Origin of the sequence: Sphingomonas sp. NFR15, assembly GCF_900103265.1 — a bacterium.
Taxonomy (GTDB): domain Bacteria; phylum Pseudomonadota; class Alphaproteobacteria; order Sphingomonadales; family Sphingomonadaceae; genus Sphingomonas; species Sphingomonas pollutisoli.
Genome location: NZ_FMWX01000003.1, coordinates 290,616 through 316,688, shown reverse-complemented (window position 1 = coordinate 316,688; position 26,073 = coordinate 290,616). Strand labels below are relative to the sequence as shown.

The 26,073-nt window shown below is 67.9% G+C and carries 22 protein-coding genes; 11 read left to right on the top strand and 11 right to left on the bottom strand.

Annotation, left to right across the window (positions count from 1 at the left end):
- Positions 1–55 precede the first annotated feature (55 nt).
- Positions 56–391, top strand: a complete 336-nt coding sequence (locus BLS81_RS09535) for a hypothetical protein (protein WP_093223364.1) — start codon at positions 56–58, stop codon at positions 389–391.
- A 134-nt stretch (positions 392–525) separates the two neighbouring features.
- Here the strand turns inward: BLS81_RS09535 and BLS81_RS09530 are convergent, their stop codons facing one another.
- Positions 526–1,092 carry an HNH endonuclease gene (locus BLS81_RS09530; RefSeq protein WP_093223363.1) on the bottom strand — a complete coding sequence of 189 codons (567 nt, stop codon included), beginning with the start codon at positions 1,090–1,092 and terminating at the stop codon, positions 526–528.
- A gap of 93 nt (positions 1,093–1,185) precedes the next feature.
- Here BLS81_RS09530 and gluQRS point away from each other — a divergent pair, with 93 nt between their 5' ends.
- The 5 genes from gluQRS to egtD all read left to right on the top strand — a co-directional run bounded on the left by gluQRS (position 1,186) and on the right by egtD (position 5,507).
- Complete coding sequence (gluQRS, locus tag BLS81_RS09525; protein WP_093223361.1) at positions 1,186–2,049, top strand: tRNA glutamyl-Q(34) synthetase GluQRS; 864 nt, start codon at positions 1,186–1,188, stop codon at positions 2,047–2,049.
- A gap of 342 nt (positions 2,050–2,391) precedes the next feature.
- Positions 2,392–2,625, top strand: a complete 234-nt coding sequence (locus BLS81_RS09520) for a twin transmembrane helix small protein (RefSeq protein ID WP_371128265.1) — start codon at positions 2,392–2,394, stop codon at positions 2,623–2,625.
- A 13-nt stretch (positions 2,626–2,638) separates the two neighbouring features.
- Positions 2,639–3,211, top strand: a complete 573-nt coding sequence (locus BLS81_RS09515; protein ID WP_093223358.1) for a cob(I)yrinic acid a,c-diamide adenosyltransferase — start codon at positions 2,639–2,641, stop codon at positions 3,209–3,211.
- Positions 3,212–3,270: 59 nt separating this feature from the next.
- Positions 3,271–4,530: an ergothioneine biosynthesis protein EgtB gene (gene egtB, locus BLS81_RS09510; RefSeq protein ID WP_093223744.1), complete on the top strand. Its 1,260-nt coding sequence runs from the start codon at positions 3,271–3,273 to the stop codon at positions 4,528–4,530.
- A complete protein-coding gene (gene egtD, locus BLS81_RS09505) occupies positions 4,530–5,507 on the top strand; it encodes an L-histidine N(alpha)-methyltransferase (protein WP_093223357.1) in 978 nt (325 codons plus the stop codon). Before egtB ends, egtD begins: the two co-directional genes overlap by 1 nt.
- Before the next feature lie 3 nt (positions 5,508–5,510).
- On the opposite strand, the gene BLS81_RS09500 is transcribed toward egtD, so the two are convergent.
- Complete coding sequence (locus BLS81_RS09500) at positions 5,511–6,512, bottom strand: DUF1176 domain-containing protein (RefSeq protein ID WP_093223355.1); 1,002 nt, start codon at positions 6,510–6,512, stop codon at positions 5,511–5,513.
- Positions 6,513–6,599: 87 nt separating this feature from the next.
- Here BLS81_RS09500 and BLS81_RS09495 point away from each other — a divergent pair, with 87 nt between their 5' ends.
- The 4 genes from BLS81_RS09495 (at position 6,600) to BLS81_RS09480 (ending at position 11,727) form a co-directional block, all read left to right on the top strand.
- The gene (locus BLS81_RS09495) at positions 6,600–7,469 is read left to right on the top strand and encodes a 3-hydroxyacyl-CoA dehydrogenase NAD-binding domain-containing protein (protein WP_093223354.1); all 870 of its coding nucleotides are present in this window, start codon (positions 6,600–6,602) and stop codon (positions 7,467–7,469) included.
- Between the two features lie 127 nt (positions 7,470–7,596).
- Positions 7,597–9,702, top strand: coding sequence for a transglycosylase domain-containing protein (locus BLS81_RS09490; RefSeq protein WP_093223352.1), 2,106 nt, complete (start codon positions 7,597–7,599; stop codon positions 9,700–9,702).
- A 42-nt stretch (positions 9,703–9,744) separates the two neighbouring features.
- Positions 9,745–10,749 carry a threonine aldolase family protein gene (locus tag BLS81_RS09485; protein ID WP_093223351.1) on the top strand — a complete coding sequence of 335 codons (1,005 nt, stop codon included), beginning with the start codon at positions 9,745–9,747 and terminating at the stop codon, positions 10,747–10,749.
- Between the two features lie 66 nt (positions 10,750–10,815).
- On the top strand, positions 10,816–11,727 hold the full coding sequence (locus BLS81_RS09480) for a DMT family transporter (protein ID WP_093223349.1): 912 nt from the start codon (positions 10,816–10,818) through the stop codon (positions 11,725–11,727).
- Here the strand turns inward: BLS81_RS09480 and BLS81_RS09475 are convergent.
- Together BLS81_RS09475 and BLS81_RS09470 are read right to left on the bottom strand one after the other, a co-directional pair.
- Positions 11,637–12,464 carry a Rossmann-fold NAD(P)-binding domain-containing protein gene (locus BLS81_RS09475; protein WP_093223347.1) on the bottom strand — a complete coding sequence of 276 codons (828 nt, stop codon included), beginning with the start codon at positions 12,462–12,464 and terminating at the stop codon, positions 11,637–11,639. The genes BLS81_RS09480 and BLS81_RS09475 overlap by 91 nt on opposite strands.
- A 3-nt stretch (positions 12,465–12,467) precedes the next feature.
- Positions 12,468–14,105 (bottom strand): M28 family metallopeptidase, encoded by a 1,638-nt coding sequence (locus tag BLS81_RS09470; RefSeq protein WP_093223346.1) that lies wholly within the window; start codon positions 14,103–14,105, stop codon positions 12,468–12,470.
- Positions 14,106–14,192: 87 nt separating this feature from the next.
- Between BLS81_RS09470 and pepN the strand changes: the two genes are divergently transcribed.
- On the top strand, positions 14,193–16,790 hold the full coding sequence (gene pepN / locus BLS81_RS09465; RefSeq protein WP_093223344.1) for an aminopeptidase N: 2,598 nt from the start codon (positions 14,193–14,195) through the stop codon (positions 16,788–16,790).
- 164 nt (positions 16,791–16,954) lie between these two features.
- Here pepN and BLS81_RS09460 read toward each other — a convergent pair whose 3' ends face one another.
- The 7 genes from BLS81_RS09460 to BLS81_RS09430 form a co-directional block, all read right to left on the bottom strand.
- Complete coding sequence (locus tag BLS81_RS09460) at positions 16,955–17,326, bottom strand: tRNA-binding protein (protein WP_093223342.1); 372 nt, start codon at positions 17,324–17,326, stop codon at positions 16,955–16,957.
- Positions 17,327–17,341: 15 nt separating this feature from the next.
- A complete protein-coding gene (locus BLS81_RS09455; RefSeq protein ID WP_093223341.1) occupies positions 17,342–18,013 on the bottom strand; it encodes a glutathione S-transferase family protein in 672 nt (223 codons plus the stop codon).
- Between the two features lie 40 nt (positions 18,014–18,053).
- Positions 18,054–18,506, bottom strand: a complete 453-nt coding sequence (locus BLS81_RS09450; RefSeq protein ID WP_143023341.1) for a hypothetical protein — start codon at positions 18,504–18,506, stop codon at positions 18,054–18,056.
- Positions 18,503–18,796: a hypothetical protein gene (locus tag BLS81_RS09445; protein ID WP_093223338.1), complete on the bottom strand. Its 294-nt coding sequence runs from the start codon at positions 18,794–18,796 to the stop codon at positions 18,503–18,505. The genes BLS81_RS09450 and BLS81_RS09445 overlap by 4 nt, the downstream gene beginning before the upstream one ends.
- Positions 18,797–18,859: 63 nt before the next feature.
- Positions 18,860–23,374, bottom strand: coding sequence for a glutamate synthase large subunit (gltB, locus tag BLS81_RS09440; RefSeq protein ID WP_093223336.1), 4,515 nt, complete (start codon positions 23,372–23,374; stop codon positions 18,860–18,862).
- A gap of 227 nt (positions 23,375–23,601) precedes the next feature.
- Positions 23,602–25,044: an NAD(P)-dependent oxidoreductase gene (locus BLS81_RS09435; protein WP_093223335.1), complete on the bottom strand. Its 1,443-nt coding sequence runs from the start codon at positions 25,042–25,044 to the stop codon at positions 23,602–23,604.
- A gap of 161 nt (positions 25,045–25,205) precedes the next feature.
- Complete coding sequence (locus tag BLS81_RS09430; RefSeq protein ID WP_093223333.1) at positions 25,206–26,015, bottom strand: undecaprenyl-diphosphate phosphatase; 810 nt, start codon at positions 26,013–26,015, stop codon at positions 25,206–25,208.
- Between the last annotated feature and the right edge of the window lie 58 nt (positions 26,016–26,073).

Sequence of the window (26,073 nt, the reverse complement as noted above, 5' to 3'; positions counted from 1 at the left end):
TTGGTCAAGGACAACCCATCCTCTCCAGCAAAGAGAGGATCACCATCTTGCCGCCATGTTCGGGGACGATGCTGCGGACCGCACCATGCGAGGGCAAGCGATGCTTGGACTGATGGCGATGTTCCTGCAAGCCGCGCCCAACTCGACCGACCCGCCGCCACCGGCGGCCGGCCAACCCGCCCCCTGCCCGACCGATACGAACGGCGATATCGTCGTCTGCGGCCGGCAGGATCGCGACGAGAGCTTCCGCCTGCGCCCGCTCCCCGAGCGCTATGTCGAGGATCGCCAGTTCCGCCTGAAGCTACCCGGCGGCAGCACGGTCTCGCCGCATGCCGATCAAGGTCGCTTGGGCGACCCGCAAGCCAAGGTGACGCTCAAAATCCCATTCTGACCAGATCGTCGCCCCGGCGCAGGCCGGGGCCGCCGAATGATTTGGCGAGCGGCTCGAACCAAACGCAACGGCCCCGGCCTCCGGGCCCCATCAAAGTAGGACTTTGATGGGATGCCCTCCGCCGGGGCGACGGATCAAGCCTCCAGCTCGACGTCCCAATACAGCCAGTCCCGCCACGTCGCGTGCAGGAAGTTGGGCGGGAAACGCCGACCGTGCTCCTGCAACTGCCAGCTCGTCGGGCGGATCGCCTCGATGTGGAGCGGCATGCCCGCCTGCTTGGGCGTGCGACCGCCCTTCTTGAGGTTGCACGGCGCGCAGGCGGTGGCGACATTCTCCCAGGTCGTGCGGCCACCCTGCGCGCGCGGGATGATATGGTCGAAGGTCAGGTCACGCCCGCAGCCGCAATATTGGCATTCGAACTTGTCGCGCAGGAACAGGTTGAAGCGCGTGAACGCCGGGAACGCGCTCGGTTTCACATATTGCTTGAGCGCGATCACCGAGGGCAATTTGATCTTCGCGGTCGGGCTGCGCACCTCGCGCTCATATTCGGCGACGATATCGACCCGGTCGAGGAACACCGCCTTGATCGCGGTCTGCCACGGCCAGATGCTCAAGGGATAATAGCTGAGCGGCGTATAGTCCGCGTTCAGCACCAGCGCCGGGCAGCTATCCGGGTGGCGGATCAAGTCGGGATGATACACTTACGCGTTCCCCTCGCTTCCTTGCGCGGCATTCGCCCACTAGGATGACGTGGTGATGACAGCACAGCGCGCGACTCGCGGTCAAGGGCCGGTGTGAACTTCGTGATCGTCACGCGGTTCGCCCCCAGCCCGACCGGGCGGCTCCACATCGGCCACGCCGCCTCCGCGATCCGCGCGCACGACCACGCGCGCACGCGCGGCGGACGCGTCCTGCTGCGGATCGAGGATATCGACGGCACGCGCAGCCGGCCAGAGTTCATCGCCGGGATCGAGGAGGATCTGCGCTGGCTCGGCTTGACATGGGATGGCCCGGCGCTGCGCCAGTCGGCGCGGCTCGACGCCTATACGACGGCGCTCGACCGGCTGCGCGGCATGGGGCTGCTCTATCGCTGCTTCTGCACCCGCGCCGAGATCGCCGCGAGCCTCTCCGCCCCGCACGGCGGCCCCGATGGTCCGCTCTACCCCGGCACCTGCCGCCGGCTGTCGGCGGCGGATGCCGCCGCGCGCGCCGCCGCGCCGCATTGCTGGCGGATCGACATGGCGGCGGCGGTCGCGCGCACCGGCCCGCTCGGCTGGGACGACGCGCAGGCCGGCGACATCACCGCCAATCCGCTGGCGCACGGCGATGTCGTGCTCGCGCGCAAGGATGCTCCGGCGAGCTATCACCTCGCGGTGACGGTCGATGATGCGTGGCAGGGCGTGACCGATGTGGTGCGCGGGGCCGATCTGTTCGCCGCGACCGACGTCCACCGGCTGCTCCAGGCGCTGCTCGGCCTGCCGACGCCGCGCTACCACCACCACCCGCTGCTGACCGACGCCGCCGGCAAACGCCTCGCCAAGCGCGACGGCGCCCCGACGCTGGCGGCCCTGCGCGACCGCGGCACCGACGGCATCGCGCTCGCCGCCGCCTTGCGCGCGGGCCGCCTCCCCGACGGCACCGCCGCCGCGAGCGCCTGAACACAACGCCACGCAACGCCCCCCTCCCCCGTTCGTCCCGAGCGAAGTCGAGGGACGTGCCCCACACACTCCACCAAGTGTCTCGACTGCGCTCGACACGAACGGTGGGGAGCGGTTGCACCCAGCCGCATCACACCCGCCGACCAAGCCCGCGCCCGGCGCCCCATTGGCATCGCCGCCGCGAGCGCCTACATAAGCCCGCACGCAACGGGTGCGCCCTCCCGTTCGTCCCGGGCGAAGTCGAGGGACATGCCACACGCGCTCGCGCGAGGGCATCCCGATCTCGCCCGACACGAACGATCGGGAACGCTCGCATCCGGAACTCGAGTCTAGGCGCGCATGATGACTTTCCTCACCATCTTGCTGATCGCGGCGATGATCGCGGTGGTGGTCGTGCTGATCCGGGGCCTCGCCACCTTCCTGCTCAACGCGAGCGCCGACGCCCGCAGCGGCGAGACCGGCCCCAGCGAATCCGCGCTCAAATCGAACCGGATGATGCAGTACCGCATCTTCTTTCAGGCGATCGCGATCTTCATCATCGTGCTGATCCTGGTCCTCGGCGGCACGCGAAGCTGATCGCGCCACCCCCTTGGTAAAGCTCAACAAGATCTACACGCGCACCGGCGACGACGGCACCACCGGGCTGGTCGACGGCTCGCGCGTGTCCAAGGCCGATCCGCGCATGGCCGCGATCGGTGATGTCGATGAGGCGAACAGCGCGATCGGGCTCGCCGTGGTCGCGCTGGGCGGTGCCGATGCGGCGGGCGCGCTCGCCCGCATCCAGAACGATCTGTTCGATCTCGGTGCGGATCTCGCCACGCCGGGCGAGGATTTCGCGCCCTCCGAGATGACGTTGCGGATCGTGCCCGCACAGGTCGCGCGGCTCGAAGCCGAGATCGACGCGATGAACGACACGCTCGCCCCCCTCACCAGCTTCATCCTGCCCGGCGGGAGCGCGCCCGGCGCGGCGCTGCACCTCGCGCGCGCGATCGTCCGCCGTGCCGAACGCACCGCGATCGCGGCGGCGGCGCAGGTGCCGCTCAACCCGGCGGCGCTCGCCTATCTCAACCGCCTGTCGGATTATCTGTTCGTCGCCAGCCGGTACGTGAACCAAACGGCTGGTGGCGACGTTTTGTGGGTTCCGGGCGGCTCGCGCCAATAGCCACGCGGCCGCGCGCGGCCGGTTGACACCCCGGACGACGCGCCGATATGGAGAACATCATGAGAACGCGGCTTGGCCTGTCTCCGTCTCCCGAGGCGCTTTCGGCGCGGTTCGCGGCCGTGCGGGATCTCACCGTCGCGCTCGTCGCGCCGTTGTCGGATGCCGATGCGACCGTCCAGTCGATGGAGGATGCCTCCCCCGCCAAATGGCACCTCGCGCACACCACCTGGTTCTTCGAGACCTTCGTGCTGCGCGATTTCGTCGCCGGCTATCACCGTTTCGACGAGCGCTTTCCGTTCCTGTTCAACAGCTATTACGAGGCGGAGGGCAAGCGCCACAGCCGGGCGCGGCGCGGCATGGTCACGCGCCCGACGCTCGATGAAGTGCTCGCCTACCGCGCGCATGTCGATGCCGAGCTGGTCGCCGCGCTGACGCACCTGCCGCACGACGCGCGCGAGCTGGTGCGGCTGGGCTGCCACCATGAGGAGCAGCATCAGGAATTGCTGCTCACCGACATCCTGCATCTGATGTCGGAAAACCCGCTCGAACCCGCGATCTGGGCGGGCGCGCGCAAGGTGCCGGTCGAGATGCCCGGACCGGTCGGCTGGATCGAAAACGGCGGCGGTGTGGTCGAGATCGGGCATGACGATCCGCATTTCGCCTTCGACAGCGAAGGGCCGCGCCACAAGTCGCTGCTGACCCCACACGCGATCGCCGATCGCACCGTCACCAACGGCGAATGGGCCGCGTTCATCGCCGATGGCGGCTATGCCGAGCCGCGCCACTGGCTGTCGGACGGCTGGGCATGGGTCAAGGCGGAGGGCATCGCCGCGCCGCTCTATTGGGAACAGCGGGATGGCGTGTGGACGCGCTTCGGTCTCGACGGGCGCCGCCCGATCGACCCCGCCGCGCCCGTCACCCATGTCAGCCTCTACGAAGCCGACGCATATGCGACCTGGGCGGGCGCGCGCCTGCCGACCGAGTTCGAATGGGAAGCCGCCGCCGCGTCGCACGATGCCGATGGCGGCAACCAGCTCGACGCCGCCGGGCCGGTCGAGCCGCGCCCGTCGCCGGGCGGCCCGGCATTCTTCGGCGACGTGTGGGAATGGACCGGCAGCGCCTTCCGCCCCTATCCCGGCTTCCGCCCCGTCGAGGGCGCGGTCGGCGAATACAACGGCAAGTTCATGAGCGGCCAGTTCGTGCTGCGCGGCGGTTCCTGCGCCACGCCGCGCGGCCATGCGCGCGCGAGCTACCGCAACTTCTTCTATCCCCACCAGCGCTGGCAGTTCACCGGCGTGCGTCTGGCCAAGGATCTCTGATGCTGAAGCAGGAAATCGAAGACGGCCAGGCGAGCCTGGCGGACCCGGCATTCCGCGCCGACGTGCTGCGCGGGTTCAAGATGCGCCCGCGCGCGATTCCGGCGCGCTGGTTCTACGATCGGCGTGGCTCGGAACTGTTCGAAGCGATCACCGATCTGCCCGAATATTACCCCACCCGCACCGAAACCGCGATCCTGCGCCGCATCGCGCCCGAGGTCGCCGCGCTCGCCGGGCCGGGCCGCGCGCTGGTCGAATTCGGCTCGGGATCGTCGATGAAGACGCCGATCGTGCTGCGCGCGCTCGATCCGTCCGCCTATGTGCCGATCGACATTTCGGGCGATTTCCTCCGCGAATCCTCGGCGGTCATCGCCGGCGCCTTCCCTGGGCTGACCGTGCTGCCGGTCGAAGGTGATTTCCTCCGCCCGATCAACTTGCCCGCGCAGATCGCCGACGCGCCCAAGCTCGGCTTCTTCCCCGGCTCGACGATCGGCAACATGGTGCCCGCCTCGTCGGTCGATCTCCTGCGCGCGATGAAGCAGTCGCTAGGAGAGGGTGCGATGCTGCTGATCGGCATGGACCGGATCAAGGACGCGGGCGTGCTCACCGCCGCCTATGACGACGCCGCCGGCGTCACCGCCGCCTTCAACCGCAACCTGTTGGATCGCATCAACCACGAACTCGCCGCCACGCTTCCTGTGGACGACTTTCGCCACGTTGCGCGCTGGAACGACGATCGCGCGCGCATCGAAATGCACCTGGAGGCGCAGGCCGATATCGCCTTCACGATCGACGGCCACGCGTTCACGATGGCCGCCGGCGAGACGATCCACACCGAGAACAGCCACAAATACGGCCCGCGCGACGCGCGCGTCCTGCTCCACGCCGGCGGCTGGACACCGATCGCCGAATGGACCGATCCCGACGATCTCTTCGCCGTGATCCTCGCCGAAGCCCAGCCGAACCGGCTCGCGCCGTGACCGCTATTTCGTCTGCAGCCGCACCCGCCAGGTGTTGAGAAACGTCGTGTTGCCCCGGCACACATCCATCTGCGCCTGCTCGATCAGCCGGAACAGATGCCCGTCCCAAAGGAAGTGCTGCGACACGCCGCAATCGCCATCCCGCGCCTTGCGGGCGTAACTATAGAGCGAACCGTTCGAATAGCTCCCGTTGGTGACGCGCGGCACACGCGTCCATCCATCGAGCCCCGGCGTCGCATCGAGCCGGGCGGGACGGGCGACGCCCTTGTCGAGCAGGAACACCGCCTCGGTTGGGTTGTCGCCGGTCGTGCGGCACGGCACCAGCACGACGTTGCGCACATGATCGAGCGAATACACCTGCGCCTTCGCGGTGCCGCGCATGACGGGGCATTTGGCGCGCCGCCGCAACGCCTTGATCCGGGCCTGCGTCAGCACCGGCGGATGGCCGACCGGCCGCGCCACCGGGACGATCGGCAGGGCGGGCGCCGGCGGAACCGAGCGCTCCGGCTTGCGGCCGCGCGCGATCGTCGCCGTCACCGTGCCCGCGCGACCTTGCACGCCGTCCATGTAGCGCAGCGCCGCATCGAGTCCGTCCGGCGAGATCCGCGCCAGCTCGCGCCCCGTCCCGTCGACCACGGCGATGCGCCGCGCGCCCGGCAGCGCGGCGGCGATCTCGCGCGCGGTCGCGCCTTCGATGGTCGCGCCGTCGGGCGTGGCGCGGAACGGCCCGCCGACCTGCTCGCCGCCGATCTCGATCGCGAACGGATCCTCGTCGGTGCGCGCGGTCAGCCACAGTTTCCAGCGGCCCGGCGACCCCGCCTCGCGCATCACCGTGAACACCTCGCTCGGCGGCGCGCCTTCCTCGGGATCGAGCGTGCTGAGCGTGCAGCGGTTGGCGTTGTCGCACGCCACCGCCCAATCGCCGAAGGTCGCGAACGGACCGGGCTTGACCGGCGCCGCGGTCACGGGAAGCGCCACCGTCAGCAGGAGCGCGAGAGCAGACATCGGTACACGGCCCCTTCATAGCGGCTGGCAGGTCGGCGAAATGCCGCTAAAGCTTGCGCGAGGATTTCTTAGGCGAAGGGCCGGACGATGCAAGCAGTGGGTGTGATCGGCGCAGGCCAGATGGGCGCGGGAATCGCGCAGGTGTCCGCACAGGCCGGCTACCGCGTGCTGCTGAGCGACGTCTCGCGCGAGCGCGCCGAGGCCGGCAAGGCGGGCATCGCCAAGGCGCTGGACCGGCTCGTTACCAAGGAAAAGCTCACGAGCGAAGCGCGCGACGCGGCGCTTGCGCTGATCGAACCGGTCGAGAGCGTCGCCGCGATGGGCGCGTGCGCGCTGGTGATCGAGGCGGCGACCGAGCGCGAGGAGATCAAGCGCGCGATCTTCGCAGAGATCGGCACGGTGCTGGGCGCCGACGCGATCCTCGCCTCGAACACCTCGTCGATCCCGATCACGCGGCTCGCGCAGGCGTCGCCAGATCCGGCGCGGTTCGTCGGGGTGCATTTCTTCAATCCGGTGCCGGTGATGGGGCTGATCGAGCTGATCCGCGGCCTCGCCACCTCGGACGCGACCGTGGCCACGGTGGAAGCCTATGCGCAATCGCTCGGCAAGCAGGTCGTGCGCGCCAATGACGCGCCGGGCTTCATCGTCAACCGCGTGCTGATGCCGATGCTCAACGAAGCGTGCTTCGCGCTCGGCGAGGGCGTGGCGAGCGTGCGCGACATCGATCTCGGCTGCCAGCTCGGGCTCAACCATCCAATGGGGCCGCTGACGCTCGCCGATTTCATCGGGCTCGACACCTGCCTGGAGATCTGCCGCGTGCTCTTCACGAGCACCGGCGACCCCAAGTTCCGCCCGGCGCCGCTGCTGGTGAAATATGTCGAGGCCGGCTGGTTCGGGCGCAAGACCAAGCGCGGCTTCTACGACTATACCGGCCCAGAACCGGTGCCGACGCGCTGAGCGCGCTCGCGCCGCGCGGCGCGCGGTGATAGGGACGGACGATGCACCGGGCCGCCGCAACCTTGCCAGACGTGTTATATTTATATAATACACACGCCGGCCTTATCACGGGCCGCGCGGAGTGAGCATGCGGCATTTTCCCTTCGGGGCGGCGAATGACGGCGAGCCGCCGTTCGAACTGACCGGCGGCATGCCGCCGCCGCGCGACCTGCGCGATCCGTACGGCCACCGCGCGCCGGAGCCGGATCAGGACGACGATTTGGATGACGACGACGCGCCGCCGCGTCGCCGCGTCGCGTGGGGTCGGTGGATCATGCGCGGTCTCGGCGCGCTGGTCATCGTGTTCGTGCTTCTGGTTGGCTGGCTCGCCATCACCGCGCCGCTCTCCAAATCGCTCCAGCCACCGCTGCCGCCGAGCGTCACGCTGCTCGCCGAGGATGGCACGCCGATCGCGCGGCGCGGCGCGATCATCGGCGCGCCGGTCGATGCGGCCAAGCTGCCGAAAAACGTCACCAACGCCTTCATCGCGATCGAGGACCGGCGTTTCCGCACGCATTGGGGGATCGACCCGCGCGGCATCCTGCGCGCGATGTTCCACAATATCGGTCGCGGCGGCGTGCGCGAAGGCGGCAGCACGATCACGCAGCAACTCGCCAAGAACGCCTTCCTCGATTCGGACCGCACCGCCGCGCGCAAGATTCGCGAGGTGATGATCGCCTTCTGGCTCGAGACGTGGCTCAGCAAGGACCAGATCCTTTCGCGCTATCTCTCCAACGTGTATTTCGGCGACAACGTCTATGGGCTGCGCGCCGCCGCCCGGCATTATTTCAACCGCGACCCGGAAAGACTGTCGATCGGCCAGGCGGCGATGCTGGCCGGGCTGGTCAAGGCGCCATCGCGGCTGGCGCCCACCGGCAACCTAAAAGGCGCGCGGGACCGGCAGAAGCTCGTCGTCCGCGCGATGGCCGATGCCGGCTTCATCGACAAGGCGACCGCCGCCGATGTCGGCCCGGCGCGCCTCTCCGCCAGCCGGATCAAGCCGCTCCCCGACGGCACCTACTTCGCCGATTGGGTGCTGCCCGACGCGCGGGACCGCGCGGGAGAGATCGTCACCGAGACGACGGTACGCACCACATTGGATCGCCGGCTGCAACGCATGGCCGAACGTGCGGTCGCGCATGCCGGCCTCAGGACCGCGCAGGTCGCGCTGGTGGCGATGCGGCCCGACGGGCGCGTCGTCGCGATGGTCGGTGGCAAGAATTACGCCGCCAGCCCGTTCAACCGCGCGACCCAGGCGCGGCGGCAGCCGGGATCGGCGTTCAAGCTGTTCGTATATCTGGCGGCGATGCGCGCCGGCATGACGCCGGACACGATGATCGACGACGAACCCGTCACGATCGGCGACTGGAGTCCGAAGAACAGCGACGGCCGTTACGAGGGGCAGATCACGCTGCGCCGCGCCTTCGCCAAATCGAGCAACGTCGCGGCCGCGCGGCTGATCCAGAAGGTCGGCGTCGCCAACGTCATCAAGGCGGCGCGCGACCTCGGCATCTCGACGCCGATCCCCAACGAGGCGACGATCGCGCTCGGCACGTCGACCGTGTCGCTGCTCGAACTGACCGCAGCCTATGCCGGCATCGCCGCGGAAAGCTATCCGGTACGCCCACATGGTCTGGAGGCGGTGCCAGAGGAGCGCCACTGGTATGACGCGCTGACCGGCGGCACGCATGCGCTCACCCGCGCCGAGCGCGACGGGATGCTCGACCTGCTCTCCGCCTCCGCCGAAACCGGCACCGGGCGGCGCGCGGCGCTGTCGATCAAGACCTATGGCAAGACTGGCACCACGCAGGACAATCGCGACGCGCTGTTCATGGGCTTCGCCGACGATCTCGTCGTCGGCGTGTGGGTCGGCAATGACGACAACACCCCCAACCCCGGCCTGTCGGGCGGCGGCGTGCCGGCGCGCGTCTGGCGAGAGTTCATGACCCAAGCGCTCGGCGTCGGCGCGGCGGTTCCGCCCGAGGCGATCCCGGCATCGGTCGACCCCGACGCGCTCGATGACGGCAACAATACGGTGCTGCCGGTGGGGGGTGACATCGAAGGGCTGGGGCTGCACCTCCATGTCGGCCAGGATGGCAGCATTTCGCTCGGCGCCGCGAACCGCGACGATCGCCGGCGGCCGCCGCCCGAACCGCCCCATTTCGACGAGCGCGACCGCGGCGACGAGGAGTGAGCCGGGTTGACGCTCGCCGGCGTTAGACCGCAAGGGCGGGCCATGCGCTTCTTCTCCGACAATGCCGCCCCGGTCCATCCCGCCGTGTTCGCCGCGATGGCGGCGCACGACACGCTCGACACTGCTTATGATGGCGATGCGCTCAGCCGCGGCCTCGACGCGCGCTTTTCCGATCTGTTCGAGACCGAGGTGCGCGCGCTGTGGGTGCCATCGGGCACGGCGGCCAATTGCCTCGCGCTGGCGGCGATGTGCCCGCCGTTCGGCGGCGTCGTCTGCCACCGCGACTCGCATATCCAGAACGACGAATGCGGCGCGCCCGAATTCTACACGCATGGCGCCAAGCTGATGATCGGCGAGGGCGCCGGCGCCAAGCTGACCCCCGACAGCATCCGCGCGGTGATCGACATCATCGCCAACGACGTTCACCGCGTCCAGCCGCACGCGATCTCGATCACCAACGCGACCGAATATGGCATGGTCTATACGCCGGCCGAAGTCGCCGCGATCGGCGAACTCGCGCGCGAACGCGGGCTCGGGCTGCACATGGACGGGGCGCGCTTCGCCAATGCGGTCGCGCATCTCGGCTGTTCGCCTGCGGATCTCACGTGGCGCGCGGGGGTGGACGCGCTGAGCTTCGGCTTCATCAAGAACGGCGGGATGACCGCCGAGGCGCTGATCTTCTTCAAGCCCGGCCTCGCCGCCGACACGCTGCGCCGCCGCAAGCGCGCCGGGCTGCTGCTGTCGAAGGGGCGCTATCTGGCCGCGCAGATCGTCGCCCTGCTCGAGGACGATCTATGGATCGCCAACGGCGCCGCCGCCAATGCCGCCGCGCGGCTGCTCGCCGACGCAGGGCGCGCGCGGCTGGTCTATCCGGCCGAGGCGAACGAGGTGTTCCTGCGGGTAACGACCGAGGAAGCGGCGAGCCTGCGCGCGCTCGGCTTCGATTTCTACGATTGGGCGCCCGGCGAGATCCGGCTGGTGACTTCGTGGAACCACGGCGCGGAACAGGTCAGCCCACTCGCGGAGGCGATCGCCGCGCTTCCATAAAGACGCCTTGTGACACGATAAGCAGATCGGGCTTGCCGGCACCGGCATCCGCGATACTGCCGGCTTATGACATCCGCCCCGCCAGCCGCCCGCGTGTCCGTGCTGATCCCGTTCGCGATCGTCACGCTGATCTGGGGATCGACCTGGCTGGTCATTCGCGGCCAATTGGGTGTGGTTCCGCCGGGCTGGTCGGTCTGCTACCGCTTCACGATCGCGGGGCTGACGATGCTGGCCTATACGCTCGCGCGCGGGGAGCCGATCCGGCTCGATGCGCGCGGCTGGGGGTTCGCCGCGGTGCTGGGGCTGTTCCAGTTCTGCCTCAACTTCAACTTCATCTACCATGCCGAGCAACACGTCACCTCGGGGCTGGTCGCGGTGGTGTTCGCGCTGCTGCTGCTGCCCAACGCGCTGTTCGGGCGGCTCCTGCTCGGCCAGAGGCTGGGGCGCCAGTTGCTGCTGGGCTCGGCGGTGGCGATCGGCGGGATCGCCTTGCTGTTCCTCCACGAAGCGCAGGTCGATCCGCACGGGCCGCTGCAGGCGCTGACGGGGATCGCGCTGACGCTGGGCGGCACGCTCGCCGCGTCGGTCGGCAACGTGATGCAGGGCACGCGATCGGCCAAGCGCTATCCGATGCTGCCGATGGTCGCCGCGTCGATGCTGCTCGGCGCGGTCATCAACGGTGCGCTCGCCTGGGCGACCTACGGGCCGCCGGTGATCACGCCGACCCCGGCCTATCTGGCGGCGACGCTCTATCTTGGGATGGTCGCGTCCGCGCTCGCCTTCCCGCTCTATTACGGCGTGATCCGGGCGATCGGCCCGGCCAAGGCGGCCTATTCGAGCGTGCTGGTGCCGGTGATCGCGATGGCGCTATCGACGCTGTTCGAAGGCTATCGCTGGTCGACGCTGTCGATGGTGGGCGGCGCGCTGGTGATCGCCGGACTGCTGATCGCGCTGACCGAGCGCAAGCCGGCGCGGTAATCGGGGTAGCGCGGGCGCCAGCCGAGCAGCCGCTTGCCCTTGGTCGTCGCGATCCGCCGGTTCTCCGCATAGAAGCCGCGCGCCATCGGCGAGAGGCGCTCGAGCGGGGCCAGCGGTGGTAGCGGCAGTCCGAGCAAGCGCGCGGCGAAGCCAACGACGTCGTCGTGGCTCGCCGGACGATCGTCGGCGAGGTTGTACGCCCCCGGCGGCGCATCGAAGCCCGCGATCACGCCGGTGACGATATCATCGACATGCACGCGGCTGAACACCTGGTCGGCGAGGCCGGTGCGGTGCGCGGTGCCGGCGGCGACGCGCTCCAGCGCCGAACGGCCGGGGCCGTAGATCCCCGGCAAGCGGAATACCCGCGCCCCGCGCGCCAGCCACGCCGCGTCCGCCTCGCTGCGGGCGACGCGACGGCCTCTCCCGATGGGGGCGGTCTCATCGACCCATGCGCCGGCGGCGTCGCCGTACACACCGGTCGACGAAAGGTAGCCCAGCCACGCGCCACTTTTAGCCAGCGCATCGCCGTGTCGTTGCAGCACCGGATCAAGCTCATCCGCCGGCGGCACCGAGGAGAGGATGTGCGTCGCGGTCGCCAGCGCGCGATGCACCGCATCGGCATCGTCGAAATCGACCGCACCGCCGCGCCCGGTTCCGGTCACCTGCCACCCTGCACCACGCAGACGGCGTGCGAGTGCCTGCGCCGTATAGCCGAGCCCGAAGACGAACAGCCGCACGCGCTATTTCGCGCCCGGGCCGTCGTAGAGCAGCCCGAAGAAATCGCCCTTGGTCCAGCGTGGCCGCTCGGGCGCGTCGGCGATCGCGCGGGTGATCGCCGTATTGGCCGCGACGAAACGCAACCCCTGCGCCCAGTCGATCGGTTGCGAGAGGTCGTCGGAGGGCTGGTGATACCGGTGTTTCATGAAATCCTCGAACGCCGCCTTGCCCGGCCCCGCCTGGCCCGGCCACAGGAATACCGATGGGATGCCCTGCTGGACGAACCGGTAATGGTCGGACCGCACGAAGAAGCCCTCCCCCGGATCGGGATCGGTCGACATGGTGACGCCGAGCGCCGCCACCGCCTGCGCGACGATCGGCCCGAGCGTCGAGCGATCCGCGCCGAACACCGTCATGTCTTGAAACGGATAGGAGAGGATCGGCATGTCGAAATTCACGTCGGCGACGATCCGCGACGCGGGCACCGGCGGGTGGCGCGCGAAGAAGTCGGAACCGACCAGCCCTTCCTCTTCGGCCGTTGTCGCGAGGAACAGGATCGAACGCCGCGTCGGCATGTCGCTGGTGCGGAAGCGCTTCGCCGCCTCGATCAGCGCGGCGATGCCGACCGCATTGTCCTGCGCGCCGTTGTAGATCGCATCACCGTTGACCGGCAGGCCCACGCCGAGATGATCGAGATGCGCCGACAGCACCACCACCTCGCGCGACAGCGACGGGTCGGTGCCCGGCAGCAGCCCGCCGACATTGTAGCTTTCGAGCGGCTCGGACAGCGTCTTGAGCGCCGCCGTCAGGATCACGGGGAGTTGCTCGGCCTTGAACGTCGCGGTCGGATCGTCGGCACGCGGCGCGATCTTGTCCCACGGCGTGCGCGCGTGCGCGAACAGCTTGGCCGCGCCGGCGCCGCTGACGGTCGCGATGAGCGGCACGCCGGCGATCTGCCCGGTGCCGTCCGGATAGGCCCAGGTCATGCGCGCGCGGTCCCACCGCGCCTCGCTGACGCTGCCGGGTTCGATCATGATCGCCCCGACCGCACCGCGATCGGCGGCGATCGCGGTGCGGCTCGCCGGGCTGGCGAAATGCGCGCGCTCCTCGCTCTGGAAGTTCGCCGGCGTCTCCGCGAGGAAGGCGACGATCTTGCCGCGCACATCGACGCCGGCATAATCGTTGCGCTTGTATTTGGGTGCGACGATGCCCTGGCCGACGAACACGACCGGGGCGTCGAGCGCGAACACCGGCTTGCCGGGCACCGCGCCGGGCACGAAGTCCTTGCCGAACAGCAACGGCACCGGCGCGCCGCCCTTCGCCGTCACCACCAGATCGCCGTGATCGGCAGGTTGGTACCGCAGCAGCGGCACGCTCTGGAGATACCCCCCCTTGTCCCCCGCTGGCCGCAGCCCGGCGGCGAAGAAGCGCGCGGCGACATATTCGGCGGCGATCCGATACTCGGGGGTGCCCGCCTCGCGCCCGCGCAGCGCGTCGGAGGCGAGAAACATAACATGCGCCTTCATCGCCGCCTGATCGTCGGGAAGCTGGACCGGGGACGGCGCGACGGCCTGCGGGGCGTTGTCAGCCCGCGCCACGCCCGCCGCGACGAGCGCCAGCGCCACCCCCGCCATCCATCTGCCCGCCACGCCGATACCCATGTCACGCGCGGTATCACGCCCGCAGACCCGCGCAAAGGGCGGCGATTTGTGTGGCACGGCGCGATACGCCCCCTTACATCGCTTGGCATGCTCGATATTCAGACCGCCACCGCCCAGCCGCATGTCACCCGCCGCGCCGACTACACGCCGCCCGAGTGGCGCGTGCCGGACATCGCGCTCGATTTCGACCTTGCGCCCGAGGCGACGCGCGTGCGCGCGACGCTCTCGGTCGAGCGCGATGCCGGATCGGGTCCGCTGCGGCTCGACGGCGCCGGCCAAGCCTTGCTGTCGGTGAGGGTGGATGGGGTCGCGGTCAACGACTGGACGCTGGAAAACGACACTCTCGTCCTCCCGCTCACCGGAGACGCGCATGTGGTCGAAACCGAAGTCGAGATCGCGCCCGACCGCAACACGCAATTGATGGGGCTGTACGCCTCGGGCGGCATCCTGTGCACGCAATGCGAGGCGGAGGGCTTTCGCCGCATCACCTATTTCCCCGACCGGCCCGACGTGCTGAGCCGCTACAGCGTGCGGATGACGGCGGACAAGGCGCGGTACCCGGTGCTGCTCGCCAATGGCGATCCGGTCGCACAGGGCGATCTCGAAGGCGGGCGGCACTGGGCCGAGTGGAACGATCCGTTCCCCAAGCCTTGCTATTTGTTCGCGCTGGTGGCCGGCGATCTCGCCTGCAATTCGGGCACCTTCGTCACGCAATCGGGCCGCACCGTCCAGCTCGGCATCTGGGTGCGCGCCGCCGATCTCCCCAAGACGCACCATGCGCTGGAGGCGCTCAAGACCTCGATGGCGTGGGACGAGCGCGTCTATGGCCGCGAGTACGACCTCGACGTGTTCAACATCGTCGCGGTCGATGATTTCAACTTCGGCGCGATGGAGAACAAGGGGCTCAACGTCTTCAACAGCCGCTACATCCTCGCCGACCCCGACACCGCGACCGATTACGATTTCGACGCGATCGCCGCCGTGGTCGCGCACGAATATTTCCACAATTGGTCGGGCAATCGGGTGACCTGCCGCGACTGGTTCCAGCTCAGCCTGAAGGAAGGCTTCACCGTTTATCGCGACCAGGGCTTTTCGGCGGATCAAGGCTCGGCTGCGGTCAAGCGGATCGAGGATGTGCGGGGGCTTCGCGCCGCGCAATTCCCCGAGGACGCCGGCCCGCTCGCGCACCCGATCCGGCCCGACGAATATCAGGAAATCTCCAACTTCTACACCGCGACGATCTACAACAAGGGCGCGGAAGTCATCCGCATGCTCGCGACGATCCTCGGGGAACGGGCGTTCCGCGCGGGCACCGACCTGTATTTCGAGCGGTTCGACGGAACGGCGGCGACCTGCGAGGACTTCGTCGCCTCGCTTGAGGAGGCGAGCGGGATCGACCTGACCCGCTTCCGCCGCTGGTATGCGCAGGCCGGCACCCCGCGCGTGAAGGCGGCGCTGGCGCATGATGTCGGCGGCGGCCGCGCGACACTGACGCTGAGCCAGACGGTGCCGCCCACGCCCGGCCAGCCGACCAAGGCGCCGATGGTGTTGCCGCTCCGGCTGAAGCTGTTCGGGGCCGACACCGCGCGCGCGCTCAGCGACGAGCGATTGCTGCTGCTGGAGGACGACACCGCCGAGATCGTGTTCGAGACCGTCACCGAGCGGCCGGTGCTGTCGATCAACCGCGGCTTCTCCGCCCCCGTCATCATCGAGACCGATCGCAGCGCGGCCGACCTCGCCTTCCTGTCGGCGCACGATGACGACCCGTTCGCGCGCTACGAGGCGATGCAACAGCTCATGCTCGACACGCTCGTCGCGGCCGCGGGCGGTATGCGCGGCGATCAGGCGGCGGTGATCGCCGCGATCGAGACCACGCTCGACAATGCCGCGCTCGACCCCGCCTTCGTCGCCGAGGCGGTGTTGCTGCCGTCGGAAAGCTTCATCGGCGATCAGATGGCGGTGGTCGACCCCGAGGCGATCTTCGGCGCGCGCGAGGCGCTGCGCCGCGAGATCGGCCGCGCGCTGGAGCCGAAATGGCGCGCTGCCTATGCGGAAGCCACGGCGGAGGGCGGCTATGTCTATTCGCCGGCGGCGAAGGGGCTGCGGCGGATCAAGACGGTCGCGCTCGGCTATATCGCCGCGAGCGGCGCGACGGACGCGGGGGCGCTCGCCTTCGCGCAGTTCGAGGCGGCCGACAATATGACCGACCGACAGGGCGCGCTCACCACGCTCGTCAGCAGCGATGCGCCCGAGCGGGTCGCGGCGCTCGACATTTTCTACAACCGCTACAGCGACAATCCGCTGGTGCTCGACAAATGGTTCCAGACGCAGGCACTGGCGCAGCGCGACGACACGCTCGCGGCGGTCGAAGCGTTGGCCGGACACCGCGACTTCACGCTCGCCAACCCCAATCGCGCGCGGTCGCTGGTGGGGGCGTTCAGCGTCAACCAGCGCGCGTTCAACGCCGCGTCGGGCGACGGCTACCGCTTCGTCGCCGATCAATTGATCGCGCTCGACAAACTGAACCCGCAGACCGCCGCCAAGCTGCTGCCGCCGCTCGGCCGGTGGCGGCGCTACGATGCCGGCCGCGCGGCGCTGATGCGGGCGGAGCTGGAGCGTATTCTCGCCACGCCGGGCTTGTCGAAGGACATGTTTGAGCAGGCATCGAAGAGCCTCGCGCAATAGGGGCGCAGGCACTTCGCGCGAAGCGCCCGATCAAACTCTGCGCCTCCGCGCCTCCGCGTGAACACAAGAAGATTTCACGCGGAGGCGCGGAGGCGCGACGAGGGCGTATAGGAAGGCCGCGTCACGAACGTCACGAGAGGACCGTAGCGGCGCCTCTGCGCGAATTAAAACAGCCGTCCGCCGTTGGGCACGCCCGCGCTCGGCGTGACCAGCACCACTTTCCCCTCCGCATCGGGAAAGCCCAGCGTCAGCACTTCGGACATGACCTTGCCGATCTGACGCGGCGGGAAGTTGACGACCGCGGCGACCTGCTGGCCGGGGAGATCGGCCAGCGTGTAATGTTCGGTGATCTGCGCGGAAGATTTTTTAAGGCCGATCACTGGCCCGAAATCGATCACCAGTTTGAAGGCCGGCTTGCGCGCCTCGGGGAAGGGCAGCGCCTCGACGATGGTGCCGACGCGGATATCGACCTTGAGGAAATCGTCGAAGCCGATGACCGGTGATGCCCCGGCGGCGAGATCATGGGTTACGTGCATGGCGCGCTCGCCCTTCTAGAAATCCGGATCGTCGTAATGCGAGGTCGGCTGGATGCCGTCCATCCGCTCGGACAGAAGCGGGCGGAAGCTCGGGCGGCTCTTCAATCCGCGATACCAGCGCGCGGTCTGCTCATGGTTCTTCCAGTCGATCCCGCCGAGATAATCGACCACCGAGATATGCGCCGCCGCCGCGAGATCGGCGAGCGTCATCGTCGATCCCGCCATCCAGTTGTTATGGTCGAGCAGGTAATCGGTATAGTCGAGATGCCGCACCGCCGCGCGCATCGCCTCGCGCAATACCTTCGAATCGGGCGCGGCGCGCGTGACGAGCCGCTTCTCCATCCGCTCATGCAGCAGCGGCGCCGTCACGTCGGCGAAGAATTGCGCATCGAACCACGCGACCTGCCGGCGAATCTCGGCGCGATACGCGGCCGAGCCGGAGATCATCGCGCTCTTGTCGATCGTCTCCTCGAAATATTCGCAGATCGCCATCGAATCGATCAGCAGCAGATTTCGCGTCTGGTCGGTCATCACCGGCACCTGGCCGGCGGGGTTCATGTCGATGAATTCGTCACGCCGGGCCCATGGCGCTTCGCGCACCAGTTCGTAACCGACGCCCTTCTCGCCCAGCAACAGACGGACCTTGCGCGAGAACGGACAGAGCGGAAATTGGTAGAGTTGCCACATGGCGCCGGTGTAGCCGCGCGCTCGCCGGGCGCAAGACCGGTTATTCCCCGGCGCGTTGCGGCGGATCCTCGTCCGGCAGAGTCGCCGGTTCGGGATCGGGCGGGCGCGTGGAGGTCTCGCGGCCAAGCAGATATCCGACGATCGTGCCGAGCAGCCCCAGCGGCGCGGCGATCTGCTTGTCGTCATAGCCGGCGACGACGAGGAAGGTCGCCATCGTGATGATCATGATCGTGCCGAAGAAGCGCAGCCGCCCTTCGACCGAGGTTTCCTTAGGGGCCGTGAACGCCGCCAAAGCGATCACCACGACGCCGAACAGCAGCACCGCGCTGCTGATCGTCATCGCGTTCTGGGTGTTCCACCAGACCTTGGGCGGGGCCTGAGTGTGGCCGGACGTCGCCGTCACGGCCGCCGCCTCGAGCGCATTGGTGGCGTTATCGACGCTCGCCTGCAGCGCTACTATGTCCGGATCGGCAGGGTCAGCCCCGGCGTTCACCGGCATTTCCGCTTCGCGGCGGCCAGCTTGGATTTCAGCGCGGCGATCAGCGCCTTCTGGTTGTCGATCAACACGCCTTGCCGCGCGATCGTGCGCTGAAGGGCGTCCCGCTCCGCATCGCCCGCCGTGACGGGAACGGGCGGATCCGCTTCGACCGGCGCGGCGCCGGCCGCAGACGCCGAGGCTTGCGAGTCGCTCTGGGGATAAGCCGGCGCCGATTGCGCCGCAACGCCGTTGCCGGCAAACAATAGAGCCAGAGACATGGCAAGCAACACGAAGAGCCAGCGCATGAAATCATCCCCCAGAGATGATGAAGGGAGGATGATCTCATGCGATCTGCCGGTCAATGACTTTTATTCGGCTGCTTCCAGGGCCTCCCGGTCATCGAGCGGATGGCTGAGGCGCGAGAGCATCTCCTTGGGCACGACCTGCCAGAAGTGCTCGATCACCCGCCCCCAATCGTCGAGCAAAGCGCCCGACCATTTGCTGTCGGTCGCGGCGTGGTGCGCCCGCACGTGGCTCAGCAAAACCGATTCCCAATGCGAGGAGGACAGGCGGTTCCAGGTGATGTTTTCCGGGTTGGCGCGGCGCGCGAAGCTCGCATCGGGATCATAGACGAACGCCATGCCGCCGGTCATGCCGGCACCGAAATTGGCACCCACCGGCCCGAGCACGACCGCCATGCCGCCGGTCATATATTCGCAGCCGTTCGCGCCGCAGCCTTCCACCACCACGGTGGCGCCCGAATTGCGCACCGCGAAGCGCTCGCCCGCCTGACCCGCCGCGTAGAGCTTGCCGGAGGTCGCGCCGTACAGAACGGTGTTGCCGATGATCGTGTTCTCGTTCGATTTGAGCGGCGAGGACACGACCGGGCGCAGCGCGATGATCCCGCCCGACAACCCCTTGCCGACATAATCATTGGCGTCGCCGAACACTTCGAGCGTGATGCCCTTGCACAAGAAGGCACCAAGGCTCTGCCCCGCCGATCCGCGCAGCCGGATATGAACGTGCCCGTCCGCGAGCGCGTCCATGCCATAGGCGCGGGTGATCTCGCTCGACAGCCTCGTGCCGACCGCGCGGTGCGTGTTGCGCACCGAATAGGTGAGTTGCATCTTCTCGCGGCGCGAGAAGACCGCGCCGGCATCCTTGATGATCTGCGCGTCGAGGCTGTCGGGCACCTCGTTGCGGAAGGTGTTGAGGCTGAAACGCCGCTCATAGTCCGACGCATCGACCTTGGCGAGAATCGGGTTGAGATCGAGGTCGTCGAGATGTTCGGCACCACGGCTGACCTGGCGGAGCAGCTCGGTGCGGCCGATCACCTCGTCGAGGCTCTTGACGCCGAGCCGGGCGAGGATGTCGCGCACCTCCTCGGCGATGAAGGTCATCAGGTTGATGACCTTCTCGGGCGTGCCGGTGAACTTGGCGCGCAGCCGCTCGTCCTGAACGCAGACGCCGACCGGGCAGGTGTTCGAATGGCATTGCCGCACCATGATGCAGCCCATCGCCACCAGCGACAGCGTGCCGATGCCGAACTCCTCCGCGCCGAGGATCGCGGCGATGACGATGTCGCGCCCGGTCTTGAGCCCGCCGTCGGCGCGCAGCTTGATGCGGCCGCGCAAGCCGTTGAGCGTGAGCGTCTGGTTGACCTCGCTGAGCCCCATCTCCCACGGCGTACCGGCATATTTGATGCTGGTCTGCGGGGAGGCGCCGGTGCCGCCGACATGCCCCGAAACGAGGATGACGTCGGCATGCGCCTTGGCGACGCCCGCCGCTACGGTGCCGATGCCCGCCGAGGAGACGAGCTTCACGCACACCCGCGCGATCGGGTTGATCTGCTTTAGATCGTAGATGAGCTGCGCGAGATCCTCGATCGAATAGATGTCATGGTGCGGCGGCGGCGAGATCAGCATCACGCCCGGCGTCGCATGGCGCAGCTTGGCGATGAACTCGGTCACCTTGAAGCCGGGCAACTGCCCGCCCTCACCGGGTTTCGCACCTTGCGCGACCTTGATCTCGATCTCGTCGCAGGCGTTGAGATATTCGGCGGTCACGCCGAACCGGCCCGAGGCGATCTGCTTGACGCCGGAATTGGCGTTGTCGCCGTTCGCATAGGGCGTGTAGCGCGACTTGTCCTCGCCGCCCTCGCCCGACACCGCCTTGGCGCCAATCCGGTTCATCGCGATCGCCAGCGTCTCGTGCGCCTCGGGGCTGAGCGCGCCGAGCGACATGCCCGGCGTGACGAAGCGCTTGCGGATCTCGGTGATCGCCTCGACCTGATCGACCGGAACGCCCTCGTCCGGGTAGTTGAACTGGAGCAGATCGCGCAGATAGACCGGCGGCAGCGCCTCGACCCCACGCGAGAATTGCAGATAGGTCGAATAGCTGTCTGACCCGACCGCCGATTGCAGCAGGTGCATCAACTGCGCCGAATAGGCGTGCGTCTCGCCGGTGTGGCGCTGGCGGTAGAAGCCGCCGATCGGCAGCGTGACGACCGCGCTATCGAACGCGGCCTCATGCCGCAGCTTCGCATTGAGATGGAGCGACGCATAGCCTTCGCCCGAGATCTTCGCAGGCATGCCGGGGAAGAAATCGTTGACGAGGCTGCGCGACAGTCCAACCGCCTCGAAATTATAGCCGCCGCGATAGCTGGAGATCACCGCGATCCCCATCTTCGACATGATCTTGAGCAGCCCCTCGTTGATCGCATGGACGTGGTTGGCGAGGCAGTCGGCGAGCGTGAGATCGCCGAACAGCCCGCGTTCGAACCGGTCGACGATCGCCGCTTCGGCGAGATAAGCATGCACCGTGGTCGCGCCGACGCCGATCAGCACCGCGTAATAATGCGTGTCGAGGCATTCGGCGGTCTGGATGTTGATGCTCGCATAGGAGCGCAGACCGCGCCGGACCAGATGCGTATGCACCGCCGCCGCCGCCAGCACGCCCGCGATGCCGACGCGATCGGGTCCGATGTTGCGGTCGCTGAGGAACAGTTCGCTCTTGCCCTCGCGCACCGCCTGTTCGGCCTCGGCACGAATGCGGGTGATCGCCGCGCGCAGCGTCTCGGGGCCGCCGCCGGTCGCGAAGGTGCAGTCGATTTCGGCCGCCTGCGCGCCGAAATGCGCCTTCAGCCGCGCCCAGTCCTCCCCGGTCAGCACCGGCGATTCGAGCACGAGCACGCCGTCCCGACGATCCTCGGTGTCGAGGATGTTGGCGAGATTGCCGAACCGCGTCTTGAGCGACATGACGTGGCGCTCGCGCAACGGATCGATCGGCGGGTTGGTGACCTGGCTGAAATTCTGCCGGAAGAACTGGCTGATGAGACGTGGCTTGTCCGAAATGACCGCAAGCGGCGTATCGTCGCCCATCGAGCCGATCGCTTCCTTGCCGCCCTCGACCATCGGCGACAGGATCAGTTCCATATCCTCGAGCGTCTGCCCGGCGGCTACTTGCCGGCGGGTGAGGTCGGCGCGATCGAACCGCGTCGTCGCCTCGGGCGGGGCGGGCGGCAGATCGGCGACCGCAATGAAATTGCCGATCATCGCGCCATAATCGGCCTCGCTTGCGATCTGGTCCTTGATCGCGTGATCGGTGAACACCTTGCCTTCATCGAGATCGACCGCGATCATCTGGCCCGGCCCCATCCGGCCCTTCTCGACCACGGTCGATTCGGGCACGACCACCATGCCGCTTTCCGAACCGACGATCAGCAGGCCGTCCGAGGTGCGCGTGTAGCGCAAGGGGCGCAGCGCGTTGCGATCGACGCCCGCCACCGCCCAGCGGCCATCGGTCATCGCCAGCGCGGCGGGACCGTCCCACGGCTCCATCACGCTCGCGAAATATTTGTACATGTCGAGGTGCGCGCGCGGCATCTCGCCCTTCGGCCCCCACGCCTCGGGGACGAGCATCAGCTTGGCGGTCGGCGCGTCGCGGCCCGAGCGCACGATCGCCTCGAAGGTCGCGTCGAGCGCGGCGGTGTCCGAGGCGCCGGCCGGGATCACCGGCTTGATGTCCTCCGAATGCTCGCCGAACGCGTTGGCGGCCATCTTGATCTCGTGGCTCTTCATCCAGTTCTTGTTGCCGCGGATCGTGTTGATCTCGCCGTTATGCGCGAGACACCGGAACGGCTGCGCCAGCCACCATTGCGGGAAGGTGTTGGTCGAATAGCGCTGGTGGAAGATCGCGACGCGGCTCTCGAAACGCTGGTCGGTCAGATCGGGGTAGAACACCGAAAGGCTCTCGGCGAGGAACAGCCCCTTGTAGATGATCGAGCGGCACGACAGCGAGCAGATGTAGAAGCCGTTGATCTGCGCTTCGATCACGCGCTTCTCGATCCGCCGACGGACGAGATAGAGATCCTTCTCGAACTCGGCGGCGCTTTGCGCGTCGGGCATCGGCCCGGCGATCATGATCTGCTCGATCTCGGGGCGGGTCGCCTGCGCCTTGACGCCGATCACCGACACGTCGACCGGCACCTGCCGCCAGCCGTAGATCGTATAGCCCTGCTCGATGATCGCGCTCTCGACGATCGTGCGGCACGCCTCCTGCGCGCCGAGATCGGTGCGCGGCAGGAAGATCATGCCGACGCCGAGCCGGTTGGGGCGCATCCGGTGCCCCGAAGCCGTCACGGCATCGTCGAAGAACTTGGCGGGCAGATCGACGTGCAGCCCGGCACCGTCGCCGGTCTTGCCATCGGCATCGACCGCACCGCGATGCCACACCGCCTTGAGGGCATCGATCGCGGACTGGACGACCCGACGCGACGGCTTGCCGTCGGTCGCCGCGACGAGACCGACGCCGCAGGCGTCGCCCTCGAACTCGGGACGGTACATGCCGTGTTCGGCGAGATAGGTGCGCTGGTCCTGGATCATGGCAAAAGTCCTTGAGCCGTAAGATGTCCCTCGGCCGCCTTCAGAATCGCGTGGAGCCGCGACATGCCGCTCCAGCTCTGACCTGCCCGGGTCACGTGTTCGTTTTCTTCGATCGGGTACTCACTCGCGATCCGGTCGCGCGGATCGCCGAGGGCGATCGCCGTCCGGTTCGCAACATCACAGCGCACGACCGCGTCCGATCGCGTCGGCGGCGCGCTGCTTCCGCGTCACGCCGCTTGCCTTCCCGCGCCCGCCTTCGCCTTGAGGTACGCGTGCATCGTCGCCGCGACATCGCGGCCGTCGCGGATCGCCCACACCACGAGGCTGGCGCCGCGCACGATGTCGCCCGCCGCGAACACGCCGTCGAGCGAGGTCATCAGCGTCTTGTTGTCGACCAGCACGGTGCCCCAGCGCGTCACGCCGAGTTCGGGCGAGCCGAACAGGCCCGGCAAATCCTCGGGATCGAACCCCAACGCCTTGATTACGAGATCGGCGGGCACATCGAAGCCCCCGGCGGGATCGATCTCGGGCGCGCGCCGGCCGCTCGCGTCGGGTTGGCCAAGGCGCATGCGGCTCGCCGTCACGCCGGTCACACGCTCGCCGGCCCGGAAGGCTTCGGGGGCGGACAGCCAGACGAACTCGACGCCCTCCTCCTCGGCGTTCGCCACCTCGCGCTGCGAACCGGGCATGTTGGCGCGGTCGCGCCGGTAGAGACACTTCACGCTCGCCGCGCCTTGGCGGATCGCGGTGCGGACGCAGTCCATCGCGGTATCGCCGCCCCCGATCACGACGACATGCTTGCCCTCGGCATCGAGGCTGCCGTCGTCGAACGCCGGCACCGCATCGCCGAAGCTCTTGCGGTTGGAGGCCGTCAGATAGTCGAGGGCGTCGACGATCCCGTCGCTGGCGACGCCGGGCGCCTTGATCGCACGCGGCTTGTAGACGCCGGTGGCGATCAGCACCGCATCGTGGCGCTCGCGCAGATCGTCGAGACTGGCGTCGCGGCCGACTTCGAAATCATTGTGGAAGACGATGCCGCCCGCCGCCAGCCGCTCGACCCGCCGCGTGACGACGTACTTCTCCAGCTTGAAGCCGGGAATGCCGTAGGTCAGCAAGCCGCCCGAGCGATCGTAGCGATCATAGACATGCACGTCATAGCCGAACCCACGCAGATATTCGGCCGCGCTCAGACCCGCCGGACCGGCGCCGATCACCGCGACCGATTGGCCGCGCGCCTGCCCCGGCACGAGCGGCTCGACCCAGCCTTCCTCCCAAGCGGTGTCGGTGATGAACTTTTCGACCGAGCCGATCGTGACCGCGCCGTGGCCGGAGAATTCGATCACGCAATTGCCTTCGCACAGCCGGTCCTGCGGGCAGATGCGGCCGCAGATCTCCGGCATCGTCGAGGTGCTGTTCGATAGCTCGTACGCCTCGCGCAGCCGCCCTTCGGCGGTGAGACGCAGCCAGTCCGGGATGTGATTGTGGAGCGGGCAATGCACCGAACAATAGGGAACACCGCATTGCGAGCAGCGCCCCGCCTGATCTTCGGCGGCCGGCGCGGAATACCGGTTCGCGATCTCGCGGAAATCCTCCGCGCGATCCGCTGCGTCGCGCTTCGCCGGGTAGCTCTGCGCCCGCTCGACAAATTTCAGGAGTTGATCGTTCGCCATCTTCGCCCGCCGTAGTTGCGGTGCGGTCTTTACAGGCGAATATGACGCGTGTCACGAACTTTTACGCTAATAGGTAAGTATATCTTACCTATTAGCGTACTCACAAGAAATCGACGGTCGGTTCTAGAGATATAGATCAACCTATTAGTTACGTATCGGACCTATTTCGATAGGAGCCAAATCAGAGCGGCAGCGCCGGCGACGATCCGGTACCACGCGAACGGCGAGAAGCCGCGCTTGGTGACGATGCCGACAAACCAGCGGACCACCAGCAACGCGACGATGAAGGCAACCACAAAACCGATCGCGATCCCACCGAAGCCAACCCCGCCGCCCGCGGCGAGTTCATGCCGATTCTTGAACAACTCCAAAGCGGTAGCGCCCAGCATCGTCGGGATGGCGAGGAAGAAGCTGAACTCCGCCGCGGTGCGCCGTTCGACCCCGAGCGTGAGAGCGCCGAGGATCGTCGCGCCCGAGCGGCTGACGCCCGGAACCATCGCCAGGCACTGGATGAAGCCGATGCCCACCACCTTGGGCAGCGGGATATCCGCGACACCCGCGATATCGCCTTCCTTGACCGTACGCTCGATGAACAGGATCGCGACACCGCCGACGATCAGCGCGACGCAGACCGTTACCGGCGATCCGAGCAGCGCCTCGATATATTTGTGGAGTGCCAGGCCGATCACCGCCGCCGGCATGAAAGCGACGAGCAGGTTGCGGACGAATCGCACCGATACGGGATCAAGGCGCAACAACCCCGAGATCACCGCCCAGAACGTGCGCCAATACAGCACGACGATCGCCAGGATCGCGCCGAGCTGGATGACGATGTTGAACACTTCCCAATAGGCCGAATCATAGCCGAGCAGCGCCGAGGCGAGGATGAGGTGCCCGGTCGAGGACACGGGCAGAAACTCGGTCACGCCTTCGACGATGCCGAGCAGGATGATGGTCAATAGATCGGTCACAAAAGTCCCCCATAGCGCGCGGCGCTCCTGCGCCGCCGCGCGTCCACGCCACCGTGCT